Raw genomic sequence first — 16,987 nt, forward strand, 5'->3', positions numbered from 1 at the left:
CAGCGTATACGAAAAAGCCCATCATCAGGATGGGCTTTTTTATGGGATATGGAATACGGATTAAAAAATAAATTGATGCAGCAGGTAGGCAGAAATCATCATGCCCAGAACAAAAAACAGGCAGGACATTTTATCCAGACGATAACGCTGACCCATTTGATGTTCAACAGATTGTAAGTTTTCTTCTTGCACGATTTTCATAGATATTATATCCAGTGATCTATTTATCGTTGATACTTTCGATTTGTCACATATTATTAACATAAAAAATTGGTTAAATAAAGTACTAAATACATTTTCCTTAATAAACTTTTCAGCCGATTTAAAATCAGAACATCATTTCTTCATTCTGTTGACTGGTTTAATTCAATATTCAATTTTTAAACAGACTTAATCTAAGTCTATGAAAATCAATAGAGATTAAATAATAAGCTTTAAAATTTAAAACTGTGGACAAATAAGTGGTTTTTGAATTTAAAATAGTGCTATTTAGAATAAAACTGTGGATAAAATAGGCTTTGTTGCATAAATATGTAAGCATCTGATTTAAATAAATTTAATTTTGGATCAAAAAATAATCAAAACTTTTAAAATCATATAGTTATGAAATCTTTGTGCAACAAAGCCGATAAAATATAATCAAATAAATTCAAAAGATAAAAAAAGACCTGCTTCAAGCTGAAAGCTCATATTGAAGCTGATCTTTCTTTAAATATAAATTATTGTTTTTTCGCATAAATGCTGACCTGAATCCAGATATTGCCGCGAATGAACTGGCCAATTTCAAAATCAGCAAATTTCGGTTCTTTGGTCGCAATACGGATTAAAGTGGCTGGCTGGTTGTCTTCATGAATCAGGCAGACATCATACAGGGTGTAATCCTGATTCATAAACTGTGTTTGGGTTTTACCGACCACATTGCCCTGGAACCAGGCTTCATCTTCCTGTCCTAAGACTTCACCATATAAATAGGCCACCATTTTGGAGAAATTCACGGTCACCGGGGCTTTATCTTCTTCAGATTTTGGCTCCCAGGCGTCAATCTGTTCCTGCAAATTGGCCGGGGCAACACCATTATTGGCCGCCAGAATATCATTTAAGGCACGGTGATGTTTAATCGAGGCCGGATCATCAACAATCAGTTGCTCATCTTCTGCCACGGCTTCCAGCTCGTAAGCCCAACCATTCAGATGCGCGATATAAGTCTGGTCTTTTTGGTACTGGTGGTGATTGACGCTATACAGACTGTCAAAGGCATAGACCGTGGTGTTTTCACCCAGATTTAATCCCAAAACCGCCTGGGTATTGGAAGGGCAGCTAATAATCCGTTCAATGGTCACCGGGGTTTTATACGGGCTTTCAAAACATGGAAAGGCCGTTTTAACCGCTTTCGGCTGATTGGCCTCTACGGCAATGACCTGCGCCAGTTGAATCGGCTGTTTGACCGGACCCTGAATCAGCCAGGTGCTGTCATCCATATCACATTCTTGTGCGCATAGCCCCATTGGCATGATGGGTGCATCCAGTGCCTGACCTAACCATTTGGGAACATCAACATTCGGCTGATCGGTGAGCAGCGTCCAATGCTCTACATGGCTGCCAAAACTTTGATCTTCAATGGTAATAATGTCTGGTCTGTTCTGATTTTTCATAAGCACGTTAAGAGAATGTCGAGTGGCCTTAATCTATTTAATCGAGGGTGTTTTAAATTTTTCAAGTCGGGGCGCCGATTTCTCCTTTGAAAATGCCCGAAATGATGAGAAAAGTCAAAAGATGAGTTCAAGCAGTTTAAGCAAAATCAGCTGATCCAGCGTGTTATTACTCCAGCATCATCTTGGTGAAAAAGCCTGTATTTCCCGCCGCGGCGTTGAGTGAATTTTGCTACACTAGGGACATCAAAATTGCCGGAATTGAAAGTGCTGCCATTTAAGCTGTGGGTGGATGCCGATGCCTTACCAAGAATTTTAAAAGATGTGATTATCCGGGCTTCAGACCGCTATCAGCTCGAAGTAATTTTTGTGGCCAATCAGAATGTGGGCATTACCCCATCGGTGCGGATTAAATCCCTGCAGGTCATGAGCGGGGCAGATGCGGCCGATCAGGAAATTGTTGAGCGAATGCAGGCCAACGATATTGTGGTGACCCAAGATATTCCACTGGCAGCGCAGGTGATTGAAAAGGGCGGTATTGCGATTCATCCACGTGGTGAAATCTATACCACTGCCAATGTTAAAGCGCGGCTGCATTTACGTGATTTTATGGATACTCTACGCGGCGCTGGCGTGCAGACCGGTGGGCCACCGCCAATTTCTGAGCGCGATAAACGTGAATTTTCCAGCAGTCTGGATCAGACCATTCAAAAACAAAAACGTAAAACCGGCTGAATTATATGCCTTCAAAAAATAATATTGCCCTGACTTATATGCTGCTGGTGTTTATCTGGGCCTCGACACCGCTGGCGATTGTCTGGAGTGTGTCGGATCTGCATATGCTGTGGGCGCTGGCTTTACGTTTTTTTATTGCCTTGCCGCTGGCCTTTGTCTTTTTATTGCTACTCAAAGTGCGTTTTCCGGTTGATCAGACTGCTCTGCACAGTTATGTGGCGGGTTCCTGCAGCCTGTTTGGTTCCCAGATTTTTACCTATCTGGCCACCAGCTATTTAAGTTCAGGCATGATTGCACTGATGTTTGGTCTGGCACCGATTATTGCCGGCCTGATCGGGCGTTTTGCCTTTCAGCAGCGTCTGAAAAAACTGCAATGGTTCGGGATGCTGGTTGCAGTGCTGGGACTGGGTATTATCTGTCTGGGCGGAGAAAACCAGCATGTACAGCCGGTCGGGATTGGTCTGATGCTGCTGAGCGTGCTGATTTATGCCATGTCCATTTTCTGGGTCAAAAAAGTGAATGCCAAGGTGGAACCTGTGGCACAGGCCACTGGTTCAATCCTGATTTCAACCTTGATGGCAATTTTGATGTTGCCAATAATCTGGCCTTATGCACCGACTGAAATTCCGGAAACCAAGGCTTTATTCTCTTTACTGTATACGGTGGTGATGGCTTCACTGATTGCCATGTTCTGTTATTTTAAGCTGGTACAGAATATTCAGGCGACCACATTGTCACTGACCACTGTCATGACCCCAATGCTGGCCCTGCTAATTGGTGCATTTCTGAATCAGGAAGCCCTGAGCTTGACAGTGCTGATCGGAGCTTTGGTCTTATTGTTTGGCTTGTTCTTATATTTCTTCCATGATTTACGTGCAAGCCGGGCGTTGGCACGTAAACAGGCACATCCTGAAACTTATTTAGATTGACACTGCTGGATGACTTCGGCCAGTTTGCTGCGGTCTTGCGGGTGTAAAGTAATAAAATAGGCCCCGGTACGATAGCGGCCATTATCTTCGGCATTGCTATAGACCACCTGGGCAGTTGCAGCAATATGAAAGAAATTTTCCGGATGACTTAAGGTCACGTGAATATAGCTGCCATCGGCAATTTCACGCTCGCTGTAGAAGCTTAAACCGCTTTCGGAAAAGTTGACCTGTTCTGGTACAGGTAACATGCTTTGTACAATTGCATCGTATAAAGAACCGGTAATCAGGTTTAATTTTTGGTTGAATAAGGATAAGATTCGAGCAATTTGTTGATCTTTTTCAGATAATTGTTCTAATTCGTAGTTAAGCGCATGATCAAATTGATCTAATTCAGCGAGTAGTAGAAAATAACGCGGCAACATAAAATTAGGATCGTAAGGATCATTAAGAGCAACTTGATCAGAAATAAGCTGATAGTTGATTCTCAACGCAGCATCGATACGTGACATCACGCGACGTTCATTTTGAGCGTTTTGATGCTGTAAATTTTCCATAATGTATTACCTCGGACTAGATGGTATGTTTAAACCAATCTCGCTATATATAGGGTTGAGATATACGCGCGCTCGGCGCAGTAATCACTTTATTTCTTTTATTGCTCTGGTTTCAATGATCGGTCTCACTTTAGGTGTTGCTGTTCTGATTACAGTGTTATCTGTGATGAACGGATTTGACCGTGAATTGAAGAACCGGGTCTTGGGGATGATTCCGCAAGCGACTGTTTCATCTACCCAGATTTTAACAGATTGGCCTGAACTTGCAAAAAAAGTTGAGCAACATGAGCACGTTACAGGTGCTGCACCGTTTACCCAATTACAGGGGATGTTGACCGCACACGGTCAAGTTTCCGGCATTATGGTGACTGGTATCGAGCCGGAATATGAGAAGAAAGTTTCGATTATTCATCAGCATATGGTGGAAGGCAGCATTGATAACCTGAAAAAAGGCGAGTTTGGGATTGTGCTGGGCAAGCAAATGACCGATGCTTTGGGCCTCAGTTTAAATGACAGTATTACCCTGGTACTGCCTGAAGCAACGCCATCACCGGCTGGTGTGGTGCCACGTTTTAAACGTTTTACCATTGTGGGGATTTTCAGCATTGGTGCCGAAGTTGATTCGATGATGGGCTATATCGCCCTGAATGATGCTTCGACCCTGTTACGTCTGCCGGATGGCGCACAAGGCGTACGCATGAAGCTGGACGATATTTTTGCCGCACCTACCGTTGCCAACGACATTGTGAGTGAACTGCCAGCCAATTTCTATGCTTCAGACTGGACCTATACCCATGGTAACCTGTTCAGTGCGATTCAGATGGAAAAGGCCATGGTCAGCCTGTTACTGTTCTTAATCGTTCTGGTCGCAGCCTTTAATATTGTCTCATCTCTGGTGATGGTGGTGACTGACAAAAAAGCCGATATCGCAATTTTACGGACCTTAGGTGCATCTCCGGGCACGATTACCCGAATCTTTATGGTGCAAGGGACCGTGATTGGCGTGATCGGGACAGTCTCCGGCGCGATTCTTGGAATTATTTTTGCCTCCAGCATCAGTGGTTTTATTGCCTGGCTGAACAATGTTTTGGGCTTGAATCTGTTTGATGCCTATTTCATTAACTACTTACCATCGCATTTAAGATGGCAAGATGTCGTGGTCATTGTCAGCCTGTCTTTAATTTTAAGTTTCCTGGCCACAATTTATCCGGCGTTACGCGCGGCGAAAATTCAACCTGCAGAGGCGCTTCGTTATGAATAAAACTGTACTAGAAGCCAAACAGGTCACTAAACATTTTACTGACGGCAAAACCACAGTAGATGTACTGCGCGGCCTCGATTTAAAAATCGAACAGGGACAATTTGTGTCGATTGTCGGCGCCAGTGGTTCAGGTAAAAGTACCTTGCTGCACGTCCTTGGCGGGCTTGATCGTCCAAGTCAGGGCGAGGTTTATTTAAATGGCCAGCGCTTTGACAATTTAGGCGAAGCTGAGCGTGGTTATTTGCGTAACCAATATCTGGGCTTTGTTTATCAGTTCCACCATTTGCTACCTGAATTTAGTGCGCTGGAAAATGTGGCGATGCCCTTGATGCTGCGTAAGGAAAGTAACTTTAAAGAAGTGAAACAGCAGGCCGAATATCTGCTGGATCGGGTGGGCTTATCGCATCGACTGACCCATAAACCGGGTGAACTGTCGGGTGGTGAACGTCAGCGTGTGGCCTTGGCGCGTGCCATTGTCACCAAGCCGGCAGTCATGCTGGCTGATGAACCGACCGGGAACCTGGACCGTAAAACCGCCATCAAGATTTTTGAGCTGTTACGCGAGCTGCGCCGTGAGTTTAATATGGCCATGCTAATTGTGACCCATGATGAAGAGCTGGCCAAATCGGCCGATACCATTTTGCATATGCAGGATGGCATCTGGGTACCCGACTAAAACCCGATTATCAGATCAATGACCCTTGAAGCCCACTCCGGTGGGCTTTATGCTTGCTCAAAATAAAAATAAGACAGAAAACGACATGTTCAAAATCATGGGTGCCGGCTGGATTGTAGGTATTGCCTGTATGGGCAAAACGCTATGGCCGATGCTGGATTTCCCGCTCTGGTTGTCAGGCCTGTTACTGATTATCCTGCTTTTACAGCAAATAGCTGCTTTACATTGGTCCCATCTGAGCATCCAATTGATTAATACCTGTGTGGCATTTGTCATTACATTTTTGTTGGGGCTGAATTTTGCCCAAAACCAGTTGCAAGAGCGGTTGATATTTCGTGAACTGACCCGCCAGCCGGCAGAGGTGGTGGTCTATGTCCAGCAAATCAATCAGCTGGGTAGCAGCCAGCTCCGGCAACCGGTTCAGGTGCTGAACCGGCATAGCCAGCCGGTGCAATGGCTGGCCTTGCTGCCGGCTGAACAGGAACTACAGCTGGGGCGTTATTATCGTTTACAGGGGCAGACCTTGCCGGCGCACAGTTTTGCCGTTCCGGGTGCGTTTGATGTAGAGCAGTGGTATCTCCAGCAAAATATCATGAGCGGCTTTCAGGTCCAGTCGATTGTGGAACTGACTGAATCGGAACTGTATCGGCTGGGATTTGGGGCACATTTAAGACAGCATCAGCAACTCTGGCCGCAATTTAAATTGTGGATCGAAACACAGCGTTTACAGATTCGTGACTTTATCCAGCAGCAGGCATTGCAGCATCCCGGCTTAATACTGGCACTGCTGACTGGCGATAAAAGTTTACTCGATGAAGCCACCGAGCAGCAGTTTCAGCGTTTCGGGATGAGTCATTTGCTGGCGATTTCCGGGCCGCATGTGCTGATTTTTGCCGCCATGCTGTGTTTTGTGCTGCAGCGCCTGGTCACTCGCTATTGGCCCGAATTATATGCGCAATTGCCCCGAAGTTATCTGCTGTTGCTGCCGTTTATGGGCTGTGTATTTGTATATTGTGCCTATGTTGGGTTTGAAATTCCTGCGCTCAGGACTTTACTGATTTGTCTGGTGGCAGGCGCCTGCCTGTTGCTAAAGCAGCCGATACAGCCGCTGTCTTTGCTGATTGGTAGTGCTTCGTTATTGCTGCTGCTTGATCCGTTGAGTGTGCTGTCGGCGGCATTCTGGCTGTCTTATGGCGCCTGCTTTGTGCTGTTAAGGATTTACCAGACCCTCCGGCAACAACCGGTGCATCCGCAGCAGACGTTGATGCAGAAATTGTGGCAGGGCTTCCGGCTGTTATTTGAATCGCAATGGAAAATTTTTATTGCGCTGTTTCCGCTGATGATCATCTTCTTCAAGCAGATTGCCTGGATTGCGCCGCTGAGTAATCTATTGGCCATTCCCTGGATCGGTCTGGTGATTGTACCGCTGGATATTCTGGCCGGTTTAAGTTTTTATCTGGCGGAACCGCTGAGCCAGTTGCTGTTTCAGCTCAATGACTTGGCGCTAAGTCTGTTATTGGGTTGTTTGCAGTTGCTGGATCTGCTGTTTGTACCACAACTGATTCCGGTTGCGCTGAGTCCACCGATGCTGCTGAGTCTGGTGCTGGGACTGATGATTTTATTTCTTCCCGCAGGTCTAGTGCCTAAAGTCTGGTCAGCGCTGTGTTTATTGCCTTTGCTGTTTCAGGACCAGTTTTCTCGGCAGGTGGAACTTACTGTGCTGGATGTTGGGCAGGGGCAGGCAATCTTTTTACGCTATCGTGAACACAGCATGATGATTGATATGGGCGGTCATTATGATGAACAGAAATGGAGTATCGGCCGGCAGATTATCCAGCCCTTTTTAAGTGTCAAAGGCGTGCAGCAGTTAGATTATTTATGGTTGACCCATCTGGATCAGGATCATAGCGGCGCTTATCAGACCTTAAAGCCACAGTTACAGGTGCAACAGGTCTATGCCAATGCTCAGCTTGAAGTAAATTCTCATAGCCATTTTGACTATTGCCAGCAAGGACAGCAATGGCAGTGGCAGCCGGGCATCCAGATACAGGTACTCTCTCCGAAACCGGAGCAGTTAAATCCTGTAGAACAGCAGAAAAATGAAAGTTCCTGTGTGCTGCTGGTCGAGTTTGCACAGGCTCAGCCTTATTCTCGCTTTTTATTGATGGGTGATGCAGGCTGGCCGACTGAATATCAGTTATTACAGGATTATCCGGATTTAAAAGTGGATGTGCTGGTGCTTGGCCATCATGGTAGCCGGCACAGTTCATCTTACCAGTTTTTAAAACAGCTGGAGCCTAAACTGGCAATTGCATCGGCGGGGCTGAATAACCGTTATGGCCATCCGAGCACGCAGGTAAAAGCCCGACTGAACGCCTTAAAAATTCCCTTATGGCAGACCGCGCAGCAGGGTAGCATCCAGTTTTATCCCACTGAGAATGAGGTGCTACCGTACCGGCATATGCGGGTTTGGCTGCGGCGTGATTAAGCGGAATTAGCTTTGGTATTTTGAATTAACGCCAAGGCTTCATCCGTAGGAATCTCATAAATCCGTCTTAAGGCTGGATGTGCCTTAAAGCGTTTATAACTCCAGTGATAATGTTCCGGATGCTGGGCAATCAGCTGTTCAATCTTCTGGTGAATCATTGCGGTGCCTTCATTGGCAGAACAGTCGTAGAGCCGTGCGTCCATGGCTTCAATGAAAATATCAAAACCTTGCTGTTCATTGCGCAGTGCATACAGAAACAGGGCAGCGGCTTTAGTTTTTTGAATCAGCTTGGCGCTCAGGTTGCTGGATTCAAGTGGCAGACCAAAATAGTGAATCATTTCACCCCCCAAATGCGGGGTGTGGTCCGGCAGAATTACCGTGGTTCCGCCTTGTTTCAGTGCCTTAAAAATCTGACGAATACCGCTGTCATTGGTCGGCACCAGATTGGCCTGTTCACGGCTGCGAGCGTTACGGACAAACTCATCAGCCGATGGATTTTTCACCGGTTTATACATGATGGTCATTTCGGTGTGCTGCGCCACCCAGGCATTCATGATTTCCCAGGTGCCAAAATGCGGCACAATCAGTACCACGCCTTTTTGCGCAGCCAGTGCCTCATGTAACAGCTGTTCGCCATGCACCTGATGAATGCGGGAAATATTCTTGTAGTTTTCTGCGCCCCAGATATTAAAAAACTCAAAATAAGAGGTGAGTTCATTGCGAATGGCCTGACGCGCCAGCTGTTCACGCTGGGTCGCATCTAAATGCGGCAGGGCAATATTTAAATTGAGGCGAATGACCTGAGAGGTCTTGCTGAGCTGAAAGACATTCAAAAATGCCGCCAACATGCGGGCCGCCCAGCGTGAAAGGCTGAGGGGCTGTCGACTGACAAAATGAAGTAAACGAGAGATAGTCGTTGGGGCGAGTTTATCAGTCATTCAGTATAGTGAAATCTAAAGAAAAGGTTAAAAATGAAAATATTATAGGGGAAAACATTCAATTTAGACAGCAATCAGTTTTTCGGCGTATATAATGGAGGAAAATTAACTCGAGTTTTGGATTGTTTTTATGTCCGATTGGCCGCCTAAACCAGAAAATGAAATCAAGAATAGCCATCCACCCACAGCACAACAACCGACAGGAAACGAATGGAAGTTACTGGAAAAAGCGGTTTTAGCCTCTGTTGAAGAACAGCGCCGCGCCAGACGCTGGGGAATTTTCTTTAAGTTCCTGACCTTTGCCTATATTTTTATTCTGCTGGTGATTATGGGTAAAGGCTGTAGCAATAATTCCGCTACGGCCGTGACCAGCAGTTCGCATATTGCCGTGGTCGATATTGTGGGTACCATCGCAGCCGATAAACAGAGCGTCAATAGTGAAAATACCATTAAATCACTGCGTAAAGCCTATGAAGCAACCGGCAGTAAGGCGGTGGTGTTAAATATTAATTCACCGGGCGGATCACCGGTTCAGTCCGATGAAATCTGGCAGGAAATCCAGTATTTAAAACAGCAGCATCAGGATAAAAAACTGTATGCGGTGATTGGCGATACCGGTGCTTCAGGGGCTTATTATATTGCTTCAGCCGCCGATGAAATTATTGCCAATCCATCTAGTCTAGTTGGTTCGATTGGAGTGATTATGCCGAATTATGGCGTCAGTGGCTTAATGCAAAAGCTGGGTGTTGAAGATCGCACCATGACCTCCGGTGAAAATAAGGCATTGCTGTCGATGACACAACCGGTGGATCCAGCGCAAAAAGCCCATGTTCAGGGTGTACTAGATAATGTGCATGCGCATTTCATTACTGCAGTCAAACAGGGCCGTGGCAACAAGTTAAAAGCCAATGATCCGACCTTGTTCTCCGGCTTATTCTGGACCGGCGATCAGGCGTTGAAACTGGGGATTATTGACCGTCTGGGCAGTATGAATACTTTAAAACGTGAATTAAAAGTCGACAAAACCGTCAACTATACCATTGAATATAATCCGCTAGATTCGATGCTGGGTCGTATGGGCACTGCGGTAGGTCAGGGGATGGCCAGCGCTGTATCGCAGCAGATTCAATCTGAACAAAGTACCAAATTACAATGAAACCATTAATCCATTTTGCTCACGCCAATGGCGTACCGTCACGGGTCTATCAAAAACTATTTCAGCATCTGCAAGATGATTATGACGTGATTGATGTGCCTTTGCTCGGGCCAGATAAACGTTATCCAATCGATAATCACTGGAACAGTCTGACCCAGCAGGTGATTGACAGTATTGTGCGGCAGGCACAAGGCCGCAAGGTGATTGCACTGGGTCATTCACTTGGTTCGGTGCTGAGCTTTCAGGCCGCGCAGCAACGCCCGGAACTGTTTTCCCAGCTGATCATGCTGGATCCGCCAATGATCATGGGTAAAGAAGCCTTAGTGATGCATGTAGCGAAACTGTTGAAGCTGAAAGCGCTCGATAAAATGTCACCGGCGGGATTGTCTAAACGCCGCCGTGATCATTGGGAGTCACGTCAGCAGGCGGCCGAGCTGCTCAGACCCAAAGGCTTTTATCAAGATTTTGATCCGGACTGTTTTCAGGCTTATATCGACCATGCACTGACAGAAGATCTTGTACGTGGTGGGGTGACGCTGACCATTCCTAAAATGGATGAAGTACAGATTTTCCGTACCAATCCATCTTTATGGTGGTTGCCACAGGCCAAGCTGAAGGTGCCGGCACAACTGGTGGTGGCCGAGAAAGGTCCGTTTCTGGCCCGCAAGTTTCCACAGCAAATTGAGAAGAAATTCGGGATTCCTTTTCATGTTGCGCCGGGCGGTCATATGTTCCCACTGGAACAGCCTGAGCAAGTGGCACAGATGATTAAATCCTTATTAAAGGATCAGGCACCTTAAGATTACTTTTGGGAAAAATCAGGTCATAAAAAAACGCATCCGAGGATGCGTTTTTTTATAGATATTACTTTTTATTTTAGCGCTGACAGAACTGTAGCGGTTGCGCTAACACCTGACCACGATACAGCACCGCGTTTGGTGTGTGCTGCAGCGTACCACTACAAATCCATTCCACCACTTGCGGATAAATCAGATGTTCCAGCACATGCACACGATTGGCCAAGCTTTCCACGCTGTCCTGATGCGATACAGTAAGTACCCCTTGGGCCAGCGCCTGACCGGCATCCAGCTCGGCAGTCACATAATGTACCGTACAGCCATGATAGACATCACCCGTGTTTAACACCCGTTGATGAGTATGCATGCCTTTGTAATGCGGCAGCAGAGAAGGGTGAATGTTCAGCATTTTCCCTTCCCAGGCTTTAACAAACTTGGCGCTTAAAATGCGCATAAAGCCTGCCAGCACCACCAGATCAACCTCCCAGTCTAAAAGCTGTTGATGCATCACATCATCAAAACTTTCACGGTCTGGGTATTGCTTGTGTTCAATTACCGCAGTGGCAATACCGGCTTTTTGGGCACGTTCCAGCGCATAGGCTTCAGGTTTGTTGGAAATGACCCCGACAATTTGTCCCGAAAGACGGGCATCAATCAGGGCCTGTAAGTTCGATCCACTGCCTGAAACAAGTACAGCAATTTTCAACATAGACAATTACGCAAAAATCACACGGATTTTTTCGTCAGCACCTTCAACAGATTCTGCATTGTCAACAATGTGACCCATTGCCCAAGCTTTTTCGCCCAACTGGTTCAGCAATTCAACAGTTTTGTCAGCATCCGCTGCATCCACTGCCAATACCATACCAACGCCACAGTTAAAGGTACGGTACATTTCGAATTGTTCAACACCGCCTTCTTTTTGCAGCAGTTTGAACAGTTCTGGCCATTCCCAAGAGGATTCGTTAATTACCGCTTGCGCACCATTTGGCAGAACGCGTGGTAAGTTACCAGGTAAACCGCCACCGGTGATGTGCGCCATTGCGTGAACATCAACAGATTTAAGTAATTCAAGAATAGGTTTGACATAAATACGGGTTGGCTCCATCGCTGCATCTGCCAGCGGACGGCCATCTACGATTTGAGTCAGGTCAACGTTTTTCACGTCTAGAATTTTACGAAGCAGAGAATAGCCGTTTGAGTGTGCACCTGAAGACGCAACACCAATCAGAACATCACCCGCTTTGACTTTAGAGCCATCAATAATTTTGCTTTGCTCAACCACGCCTACGCAGAAACCTGCAAGGTCATAATCTTCGCCTTCATACATGCCTGGCATTTCAGCAGTTTCACCGCCAACCAGTGCACAGCCCGCAAGCTCACAACCTTGACCGATCCCGGTAACTACATTGGCTGCAACATCAACGTTTAAGTGACCCGTTGCATAGTAGTCGAGGAAGAACAGTGGTTCTGCGCCACAAACCAGCAGGTCGTTCACACACATGGCCACCAAATCCTGACCAATGGTGTCATGACGGTTTAAATTAAGGGCTAAACGTAATTTTGTACCAACACCGTCTGTGCCTGATACGAGAACAGGTTCTTCATAACCTTTAGGAATTTTACAAAGTGCGCCAAAGCCGCCTAATCCGCCCATCACTTCAGGACGAGTGGTGCGTTTCGCAACAGATTTAATTCGATCGACTAACGCGTCACCGGCTTCGATGTCGACACCAGCATCTTTATAGCTTAAACCAGGGGTAGGGTTAGAAGTTGAGTTGCTCATAATGAAGTCTCCGCATTCGCGCGGGGGATTATAACCCGAATATACGAAACTCTTATGTTATTTATGCGCTAAAATGCTATCTTTATTAAAATATTTTACTTTATATAACGATTACACTGCAAAAAGGCGAGATTCTATGGCAGATCGTACTTTACGTCGCATTTTTATCCTTGCCGGGATAGCTTTAATTTTTTGGATTTTATATTTACTCAAGCCGGTCGTTATTCCATTTATTGTCGCCTTTCTTGTGGCTTATCTGTTCAGTCCACTGGTTGATACTTTATATCGGGTTGGGGTGCCGCGCTGGTTATCCATCAGCATCGTTTTTGTCGGAATCGGGATTCTACTGACCGTGGCAGTCTGGTACATCATTCCGCTGGTCTGGAAACAGCTGATGATTGCCCGCGACAGTATTCCGGTCGGAATTAACTGGATCAATACCACCTTTTTGCCTTGGATTTCTGAAACCTTTAATGTCGATGAGATGGAAATTGATACCACGCATATGTCAACCATTATCATGGACTATGTGCAGACCAATTACAGCGCCGACAGCATTCAGGCCATGATTTTACGGGTGGCGCAGTCCGGTCTGAACTTTATCCAGATTGGCGGGACCATTGTTTTAATTCCAATTATTGCCTTCTATTTTCTGCTCGACTGGGACCGTATGCTGGACAGTCTGCGCCGTTTAATTCCACGTCCGTATGAGCGCAGCACCCTGCATATTGTGAATGAATGCCATAACGTATTAGGCGCGTTTGTCAAAGGTCAGTTCCTGGTGATGATCCTCCTAGGTGTGGTCTATGCCACCGGTCTGCAACTGATTGGTCTGGACGTTGGCCTGATTATCGGGATGGTGGCAGGTCTGGCCAGTATCATCCCATATTTAGGTTTTGCGGTCGGGATTATTGCTGCGGTCATTGCCACCTTATTGCAGTTCGGTATCGACTGGATGCAACTGTTCTTGGTGCTGGTGGTGTTTATGATTGGTCAGGCGGTAGAAGGCTACGTGCTGCAACCGTTTTTACTGGGCGATAAAATTGGACTGTCACCGGTAGCAGTGGTATTTGCTGTACTGGCTGGTGCGCAACTGGCCGGTTTCCTCGGGATGTTAATTGCCTTGCCGGTTGCCGCGGTAATTGTGGTCTTGCTGCGTCATGCCCGGGATTGCTATGAACGCAGTCAGTGGTATGGACAGTCGACGGCTATCATTCATCATGACCAGCAAACGGGCAGTATCAGCATAGAAACTGATCAGGTGGATGTGGATATTGATCTTGAGAAAGATCAGACAAAGCCACTGCAACAGACTGAAAAATCGAGTAAGATGAATCCTCTTGATCCTAAAGATGTTTAACGAAGGCCTATTCTGTATATGCGTCAACTGCAGCTTGATATAGAACCTCAACTCGATGCCCGAATCAGTGATTTTTCTGGTCCGGGCTGGGGCCATGTAATTGACGCAGTGCGACAGTTGCATGCGGGGCTGGTCAACCGTTTTTATGTTTATGGCGGTGCCGGTACCGGCAAGAGCCATCTGCTTTCGGCGATTTGCGATTCTTATCAGGAAATTGGCAAATCCGCGATTAAAGTCTCTTTGCTGGAACTTCTGGATGCCCCGACCGAAGCCATTACCTCTTTAGATCATTTTGATCTGGTCTGTCTGGATGATATTGAAGCGATTAGCGGCGTGCCGCATTGGCAGCGCGCGGTATTTCATTTAATCAATTACAGCAATGAAATGGGCGGGCAATTGGTGTTTTCATCACGTTTTGCCCCGATTGAACTGAAACTGGAATTGCCCGATTTACAGTCCCGTTTAACTCAGGCTGTGAGTGTGAAAGTGCCGACCGGCAGCCTGTTTGCCGACCGTCAGGCTTTGGTAACTTCGGTGCTGCAACGTAAAGGTATTCAGATTGATCAGCAGATTATTGACTACTTGCTGTTACATGGTCCGCAGCAGACTTCAATGCTGTTACAAAGCCTGCAACAACTGATTCAGCTGCTAAAAGGCGAAAAAACCAAACTGAGCGGCGCGAATTTGCGCCAGATCTACGCATTAATTGACGAATATCGGTAAAATACAAAAAAACTTGAGTAATTACTCTAGCTATGACAAATTACACTCAAAATAAGTCTTAGTTGCAAGGAAGCTGCAACTTAAAAATAAAAATGAATAAATAGGTTAAGGAGTAAGCTTATGCTCAAGCGGAGCATCGGCATTGGTATGCTGTTTATTGCGGGACATGCTTATAGTAGCAATATTGTTGTCACTATCACTGAAGATATTCAAGCCAATGATAAAGAATGCTCACTGCGCGAAGCAGTCGAGTATATTAATTTGGGGTTGCCGGAAGAAGGTCATAATGGCTGCGGTGGCGAAAATTCCTCCAATGTCATTCTGTTAGAAAAACACGCCGTTTATAAACTCAATCAGCAGTTAAAAATCACCCAACCCTTAAGCATTAAAACCACCTATGACACCGGCTTGAAAGAAAACAATATCAAAGGCCTGAACAATGCCATTATCGAAATGGCTGGTAATGAACGTATTTTTCATATTGAAAGCAGCGATGATAAACGTATTCAGGTCAACCTGAGCGAAGTCAGCCTGCAAGGCTGTGGCAGCGACAGTTGCCGTCCCAATCAGGGCGGTCTGATTCTGAACCATGAATACCTGGTGCTGGATTATGTCAAGCTGAGTCAGGGTCGAGCCAACCAGGGCGGCGCCATCTATAATCTGGCTGAAGAGGGAGAGAATATCGCGCCAGCCTTTATTGAAATTAAAAACAGTTTAATCCAGCACAACCATGCCACCGAGGGTGGCGCCATCTATAGCCGACTGCCAAGCTTCCGGATTTATGCAGCGGTGTTTAGCGACAACAAAACCAGCGATCTGGCATCTGCCAACCTCTACACCCAGTTACCTACAGAAGATGTCGAAAATCTCAAGCTGCTGGCCGCTGCCAATACCATCAGCAGTACGACCTTTAACCGCAATGAAGGCTATGTGCTGAACCTGAGAGACAATATCGGGGTCAATAACGTCACTTTAATGGGCAATAGCGCAGGGGTACGTTTAGAAGCCCCGGCAGGAAAAGGCTATATTGCCAACAGTATTCTGCTGGCCAATCCACATCCTGTGACGGCGCAGTCTGCTAACTGTAGCAAAGAGGCAGCCGATCAAAGCGTGCTGCAAAACAATCTGGTCTCTGAAGAATGTGGACTGGGTGATACCAATTACCCGAACCAGATCTGGCAGGGTAGCCATATTTTTAGCGGGAATATCCTGGAAGGCGCCTGTAAGGTGCTGAGTGAAGATGAGGACGCATTATTCTGCCCGTATCAGGTTAAAGAAGAACAGTTCCTGGGCTATATTCGCCCACGTATTTTACTGAATTACCAGACCCTGGCTGACTCTCCAATCGTCAACAAAGGCTATGCACAAGTGGGCACCACTGAGCAGGTTACTTGTGCCTCGGCAGATCAGCGCGGGGTGAACCGAGCTTCGGATAATACCTTGTGTGACCGTGGTGCAATTGAAATTACCGTACCTGATGCCTCAGGTCTCATTGGTCGGGATATTCTGGCCGGTGAAATTGCCGAAATGTCGGTCAGCGATTTAATTGGTGATAGTGATCTGGTACCAGCCGAGTTCTGTGATAGCCTGTTTAGCAGCAATCCGACCGGGAAAGCCTGGCAAGCCGGCTGTGTGCAGATTGAGCAGACCCAGACCAGTTCCAAAGGCCAACTGACAATTGATGAGCAGGGCAAGATTATTTATACCCCGGATTCTGCTTGGCATGGCGCAGATGTTTTTAAAATTAAACTGGTGACCACCAGTACACGTTTTAATACCACCAAACCGTATGTAGAAATTCGTGTACAAGTGATTCAGGCACCTGAAAACCACATGGATAGTGACAAAATTAAAACATCTGGCGGAGCAGTGGCTGGCTATGGCGTGCTCATGTTGATGTTATTGGCAGCTTGGCGCCGTAAAAAATAAAAACAG

At 46.4% G+C, this 16,987-nt stretch carries 16 protein-coding genes; 10 read left to right on the plus strand and 6 right to left on the minus strand.

Going from position 1 to position 16,987, the window contains the following annotated elements; all coding sequences use genetic code 11:
- Positions 1-60 precede the first annotated feature (60 nt).
- A complete protein-coding gene (locus VF685_RS02030; RefSeq protein ID WP_005176552.1) occupies positions 61-201 on the minus strand; it encodes a hypothetical protein in 141 nt (46 codons plus the stop codon).
- Positions 202-719: 518 nt separating this feature from the next.
- Complete coding sequence (locus tag VF685_RS02035) at positions 720-1,652, minus strand: hypothetical protein (protein ID WP_152342229.1); 933 nt, start codon at positions 1,650-1,652, stop codon at positions 720-722.
- 264 nt (positions 1,653-1,916) lie between these two features.
- Here VF685_RS02035 and VF685_RS02040 point away from each other — a divergent pair, with 264 nt between their 5' ends.
- Both VF685_RS02040 and VF685_RS02045 read left to right on the plus strand, forming a co-directional pair.
- Entirely contained in the window at positions 1,917-2,384 is a 468-nt protein-coding gene (locus VF685_RS02040) for a YaiI/YqxD family protein (RefSeq protein WP_005176559.1), read from the plus strand.
- A 5-nt stretch (positions 2,385-2,389) separates the two neighbouring features.
- Positions 2,390-3,313, plus strand: a complete 924-nt coding sequence (locus VF685_RS02045; protein ID WP_104471252.1) for a DMT family transporter — start codon at positions 2,390-2,392, stop codon at positions 3,311-3,313.
- On the opposite strand, the gene VF685_RS02050 is transcribed toward VF685_RS02045, so the two are convergent.
- The gene (locus VF685_RS02050) at positions 3,301-3,867 is read right to left on the minus strand and encodes a PilZ domain-containing protein (RefSeq protein WP_005176561.1); all 567 of its coding nucleotides are present in this window, start codon (positions 3,865-3,867) and stop codon (positions 3,301-3,303) included. The genes VF685_RS02045 and VF685_RS02050 overlap by 13 nt on opposite strands.
- Before the next feature lie 25 nt (positions 3,868-3,892).
- On the opposite strand from VF685_RS02050, the gene VF685_RS02055 reads away from it, so the two are divergent.
- From VF685_RS02055 to VF685_RS02065, 3 genes are all read left to right on the plus strand, one after another.
- Entirely contained in the window at positions 3,893-5,128 is a 1,236-nt protein-coding gene (locus tag VF685_RS02055) for a lipoprotein-releasing ABC transporter permease subunit (RefSeq protein ID WP_005176562.1), read from the plus strand.
- Positions 5,121-5,804: a lipoprotein-releasing ABC transporter ATP-binding protein LolD gene (lolD, locus tag VF685_RS02060; RefSeq protein ID WP_005176563.1), complete on the plus strand. Its 684-nt coding sequence runs from the start codon at positions 5,121-5,123 to the stop codon at positions 5,802-5,804. The genes VF685_RS02055 and lolD overlap by 8 nt, the downstream gene beginning before the upstream one ends.
- Positions 5,805-5,889: 85 nt before the next feature.
- Positions 5,890-8,292 (plus strand): DNA internalization-related competence protein ComEC/Rec2, encoded by a 2,403-nt coding sequence (locus VF685_RS02065; RefSeq protein ID WP_440203540.1) that lies wholly within the window; start codon positions 5,890-5,892, stop codon positions 8,290-8,292.
- On the opposite strand, the gene VF685_RS02070 is transcribed toward VF685_RS02065, so the two are convergent.
- Complete coding sequence (locus VF685_RS02070; RefSeq protein WP_160232538.1) at positions 8,289-9,230, minus strand: lysophospholipid acyltransferase family protein; 942 nt, start codon at positions 9,228-9,230, stop codon at positions 8,289-8,291. The genes VF685_RS02065 and VF685_RS02070 overlap by 4 nt on opposite strands.
- A 130-nt stretch (positions 9,231-9,360) precedes the next feature.
- Between VF685_RS02070 and sppA the strand changes: the two genes are divergently transcribed.
- Entirely contained in the window at positions 9,361-10,386 is a 1,026-nt protein-coding gene (gene sppA / locus VF685_RS02075) for a signal peptide peptidase SppA (RefSeq protein WP_075168251.1), read from the plus strand.
- Positions 10,383-11,186: an alpha/beta fold hydrolase gene (locus VF685_RS02080; RefSeq protein WP_160243427.1), complete on the plus strand. Its 804-nt coding sequence runs from the start codon at positions 10,383-10,385 to the stop codon at positions 11,184-11,186. Before sppA ends, VF685_RS02080 begins: the two co-directional genes overlap by 4 nt.
- 76 nt (positions 11,187-11,262) lie before the next feature.
- Here the strand turns inward: VF685_RS02080 and purN are convergent, their stop codons facing one another.
- Positions 11,263-11,892: a phosphoribosylglycinamide formyltransferase gene (purN, locus tag VF685_RS02085; RefSeq protein WP_104500385.1), complete on the minus strand. Its 630-nt coding sequence runs from the start codon at positions 11,890-11,892 to the stop codon at positions 11,263-11,265.
- A gap of 6 nt (positions 11,893-11,898) precedes the next feature.
- Positions 11,899-12,969: a phosphoribosylformylglycinamidine cyclo-ligase gene (gene purM / locus VF685_RS02090; RefSeq protein ID WP_005176576.1), complete on the minus strand. Its 1,071-nt coding sequence runs from the start codon at positions 12,967-12,969 to the stop codon at positions 11,899-11,901.
- Between the two features lie 136 nt (positions 12,970-13,105).
- On the opposite strand from purM, the gene cxpE reads away from it, so the two are divergent.
- The 3 genes from cxpE to rbtA all read left to right on the plus strand — a co-directional run bounded on the left by cxpE (position 13,106) and on the right by rbtA (position 16,981).
- Positions 13,106-14,329 carry a chloramphenicol efflux transporter CxpE gene (cxpE, locus tag VF685_RS02095; protein ID WP_005176578.1) on the plus strand — a complete coding sequence of 408 codons (1,224 nt, stop codon included), beginning with the start codon at positions 13,106-13,108 and terminating at the stop codon, positions 14,327-14,329.
- An 18-nt stretch (positions 14,330-14,347) separates the two neighbouring features.
- Positions 14,348-15,052 (plus strand): DnaA regulatory inactivator Hda, encoded by a 705-nt coding sequence (hda, locus tag VF685_RS02100; RefSeq protein WP_016660004.1) that lies wholly within the window; start codon positions 14,348-14,350, stop codon positions 15,050-15,052.
- Positions 15,053-15,172: 120 nt separating this feature from the next.
- The gene (gene rbtA, locus VF685_RS02105) at positions 15,173-16,981 is read left to right on the plus strand and encodes a rhombotarget A (RefSeq protein WP_180047250.1); all 1,809 of its coding nucleotides are present in this window, start codon (positions 15,173-15,175) and stop codon (positions 16,979-16,981) included.
- Positions 16,982-16,987: the final 6 nt, after the last annotated feature.

The organism is Acinetobacter sp. Brlt_5 (genome assembly GCF_051949055.1).
GTDB lineage: Bacteria > Pseudomonadota > Gammaproteobacteria > Pseudomonadales > Moraxellaceae > Acinetobacter > Acinetobacter indicus.

Coding starts and splice junctions, on each gene's coding strand:
- VF685_RS02030 (WP_005176552.1), bottom strand. CDS start 201: ATGAAAATCGTGCAAGAAGAAAACTTACAATCTGTTGAACATCAAATG.
- VF685_RS02035 (WP_152342229.1), bottom strand. CDS start 1,652: ATGAAAAATCAGAACAGACCAGACATTATTACCATTGAAGATCAAAGT.
- VF685_RS02045 (WP_104471252.1), top strand. CDS start 2,390: ATGCCTTCAAAAAATAATATTGCCCTGACTTATATGCTGCTGGTGTTT.
- VF685_RS02050 (WP_005176561.1), bottom strand. CDS start 3,867: ATGGAAAATTTACAGCATCAAAACGCTCAAAATGAACGTCGCGTGATG.
- VF685_RS02055 (WP_005176562.1), top strand. CDS start 3,893: ATGTTTAAACCAATCTCGCTATATATAGGGTTGAGATATACGCGCGCT.
- lolD (WP_005176563.1), top strand. CDS start 5,121: ATGAATAAAACTGTACTAGAAGCCAAACAGGTCACTAAACATTTTACT.
- VF685_RS02065 (WP_440203540.1), top strand. CDS start 5,890: ATGTTCAAAATCATGGGTGCCGGCTGGATTGTAGGTATTGCCTGTATG.
- VF685_RS02070 (WP_160232538.1), bottom strand. CDS start 9,230: ATGACTGATAAACTCGCCCCAACGACTATCTCTCGTTTACTTCATTTT.
- sppA (WP_075168251.1), top strand. CDS start 9,361: ATGTCCGATTGGCCGCCTAAACCAGAAAATGAAATCAAGAATAGCCAT.
- VF685_RS02080 (WP_160243427.1), top strand. CDS start 10,383: ATGAAACCATTAATCCATTTTGCTCACGCCAATGGCGTACCGTCACGG.
- purN (WP_104500385.1), bottom strand. CDS start 11,892: ATGTTGAAAATTGCTGTACTTGTTTCAGGCAGTGGATCGAACTTACAG.
- purM (WP_005176576.1), bottom strand. CDS start 12,969: ATGAGCAACTCAACTTCTAACCCTACCCCTGGTTTAAGCTATAAAGAT.
- cxpE (WP_005176578.1), top strand. CDS start 13,106: ATGGCAGATCGTACTTTACGTCGCATTTTTATCCTTGCCGGGATAGCT.
- hda (WP_016660004.1), top strand. CDS start 14,348: ATGCGTCAACTGCAGCTTGATATAGAACCTCAACTCGATGCCCGAATC.
- rbtA (WP_180047250.1), top strand. CDS start 15,173: ATGCTCAAGCGGAGCATCGGCATTGGTATGCTGTTTATTGCGGGACAT.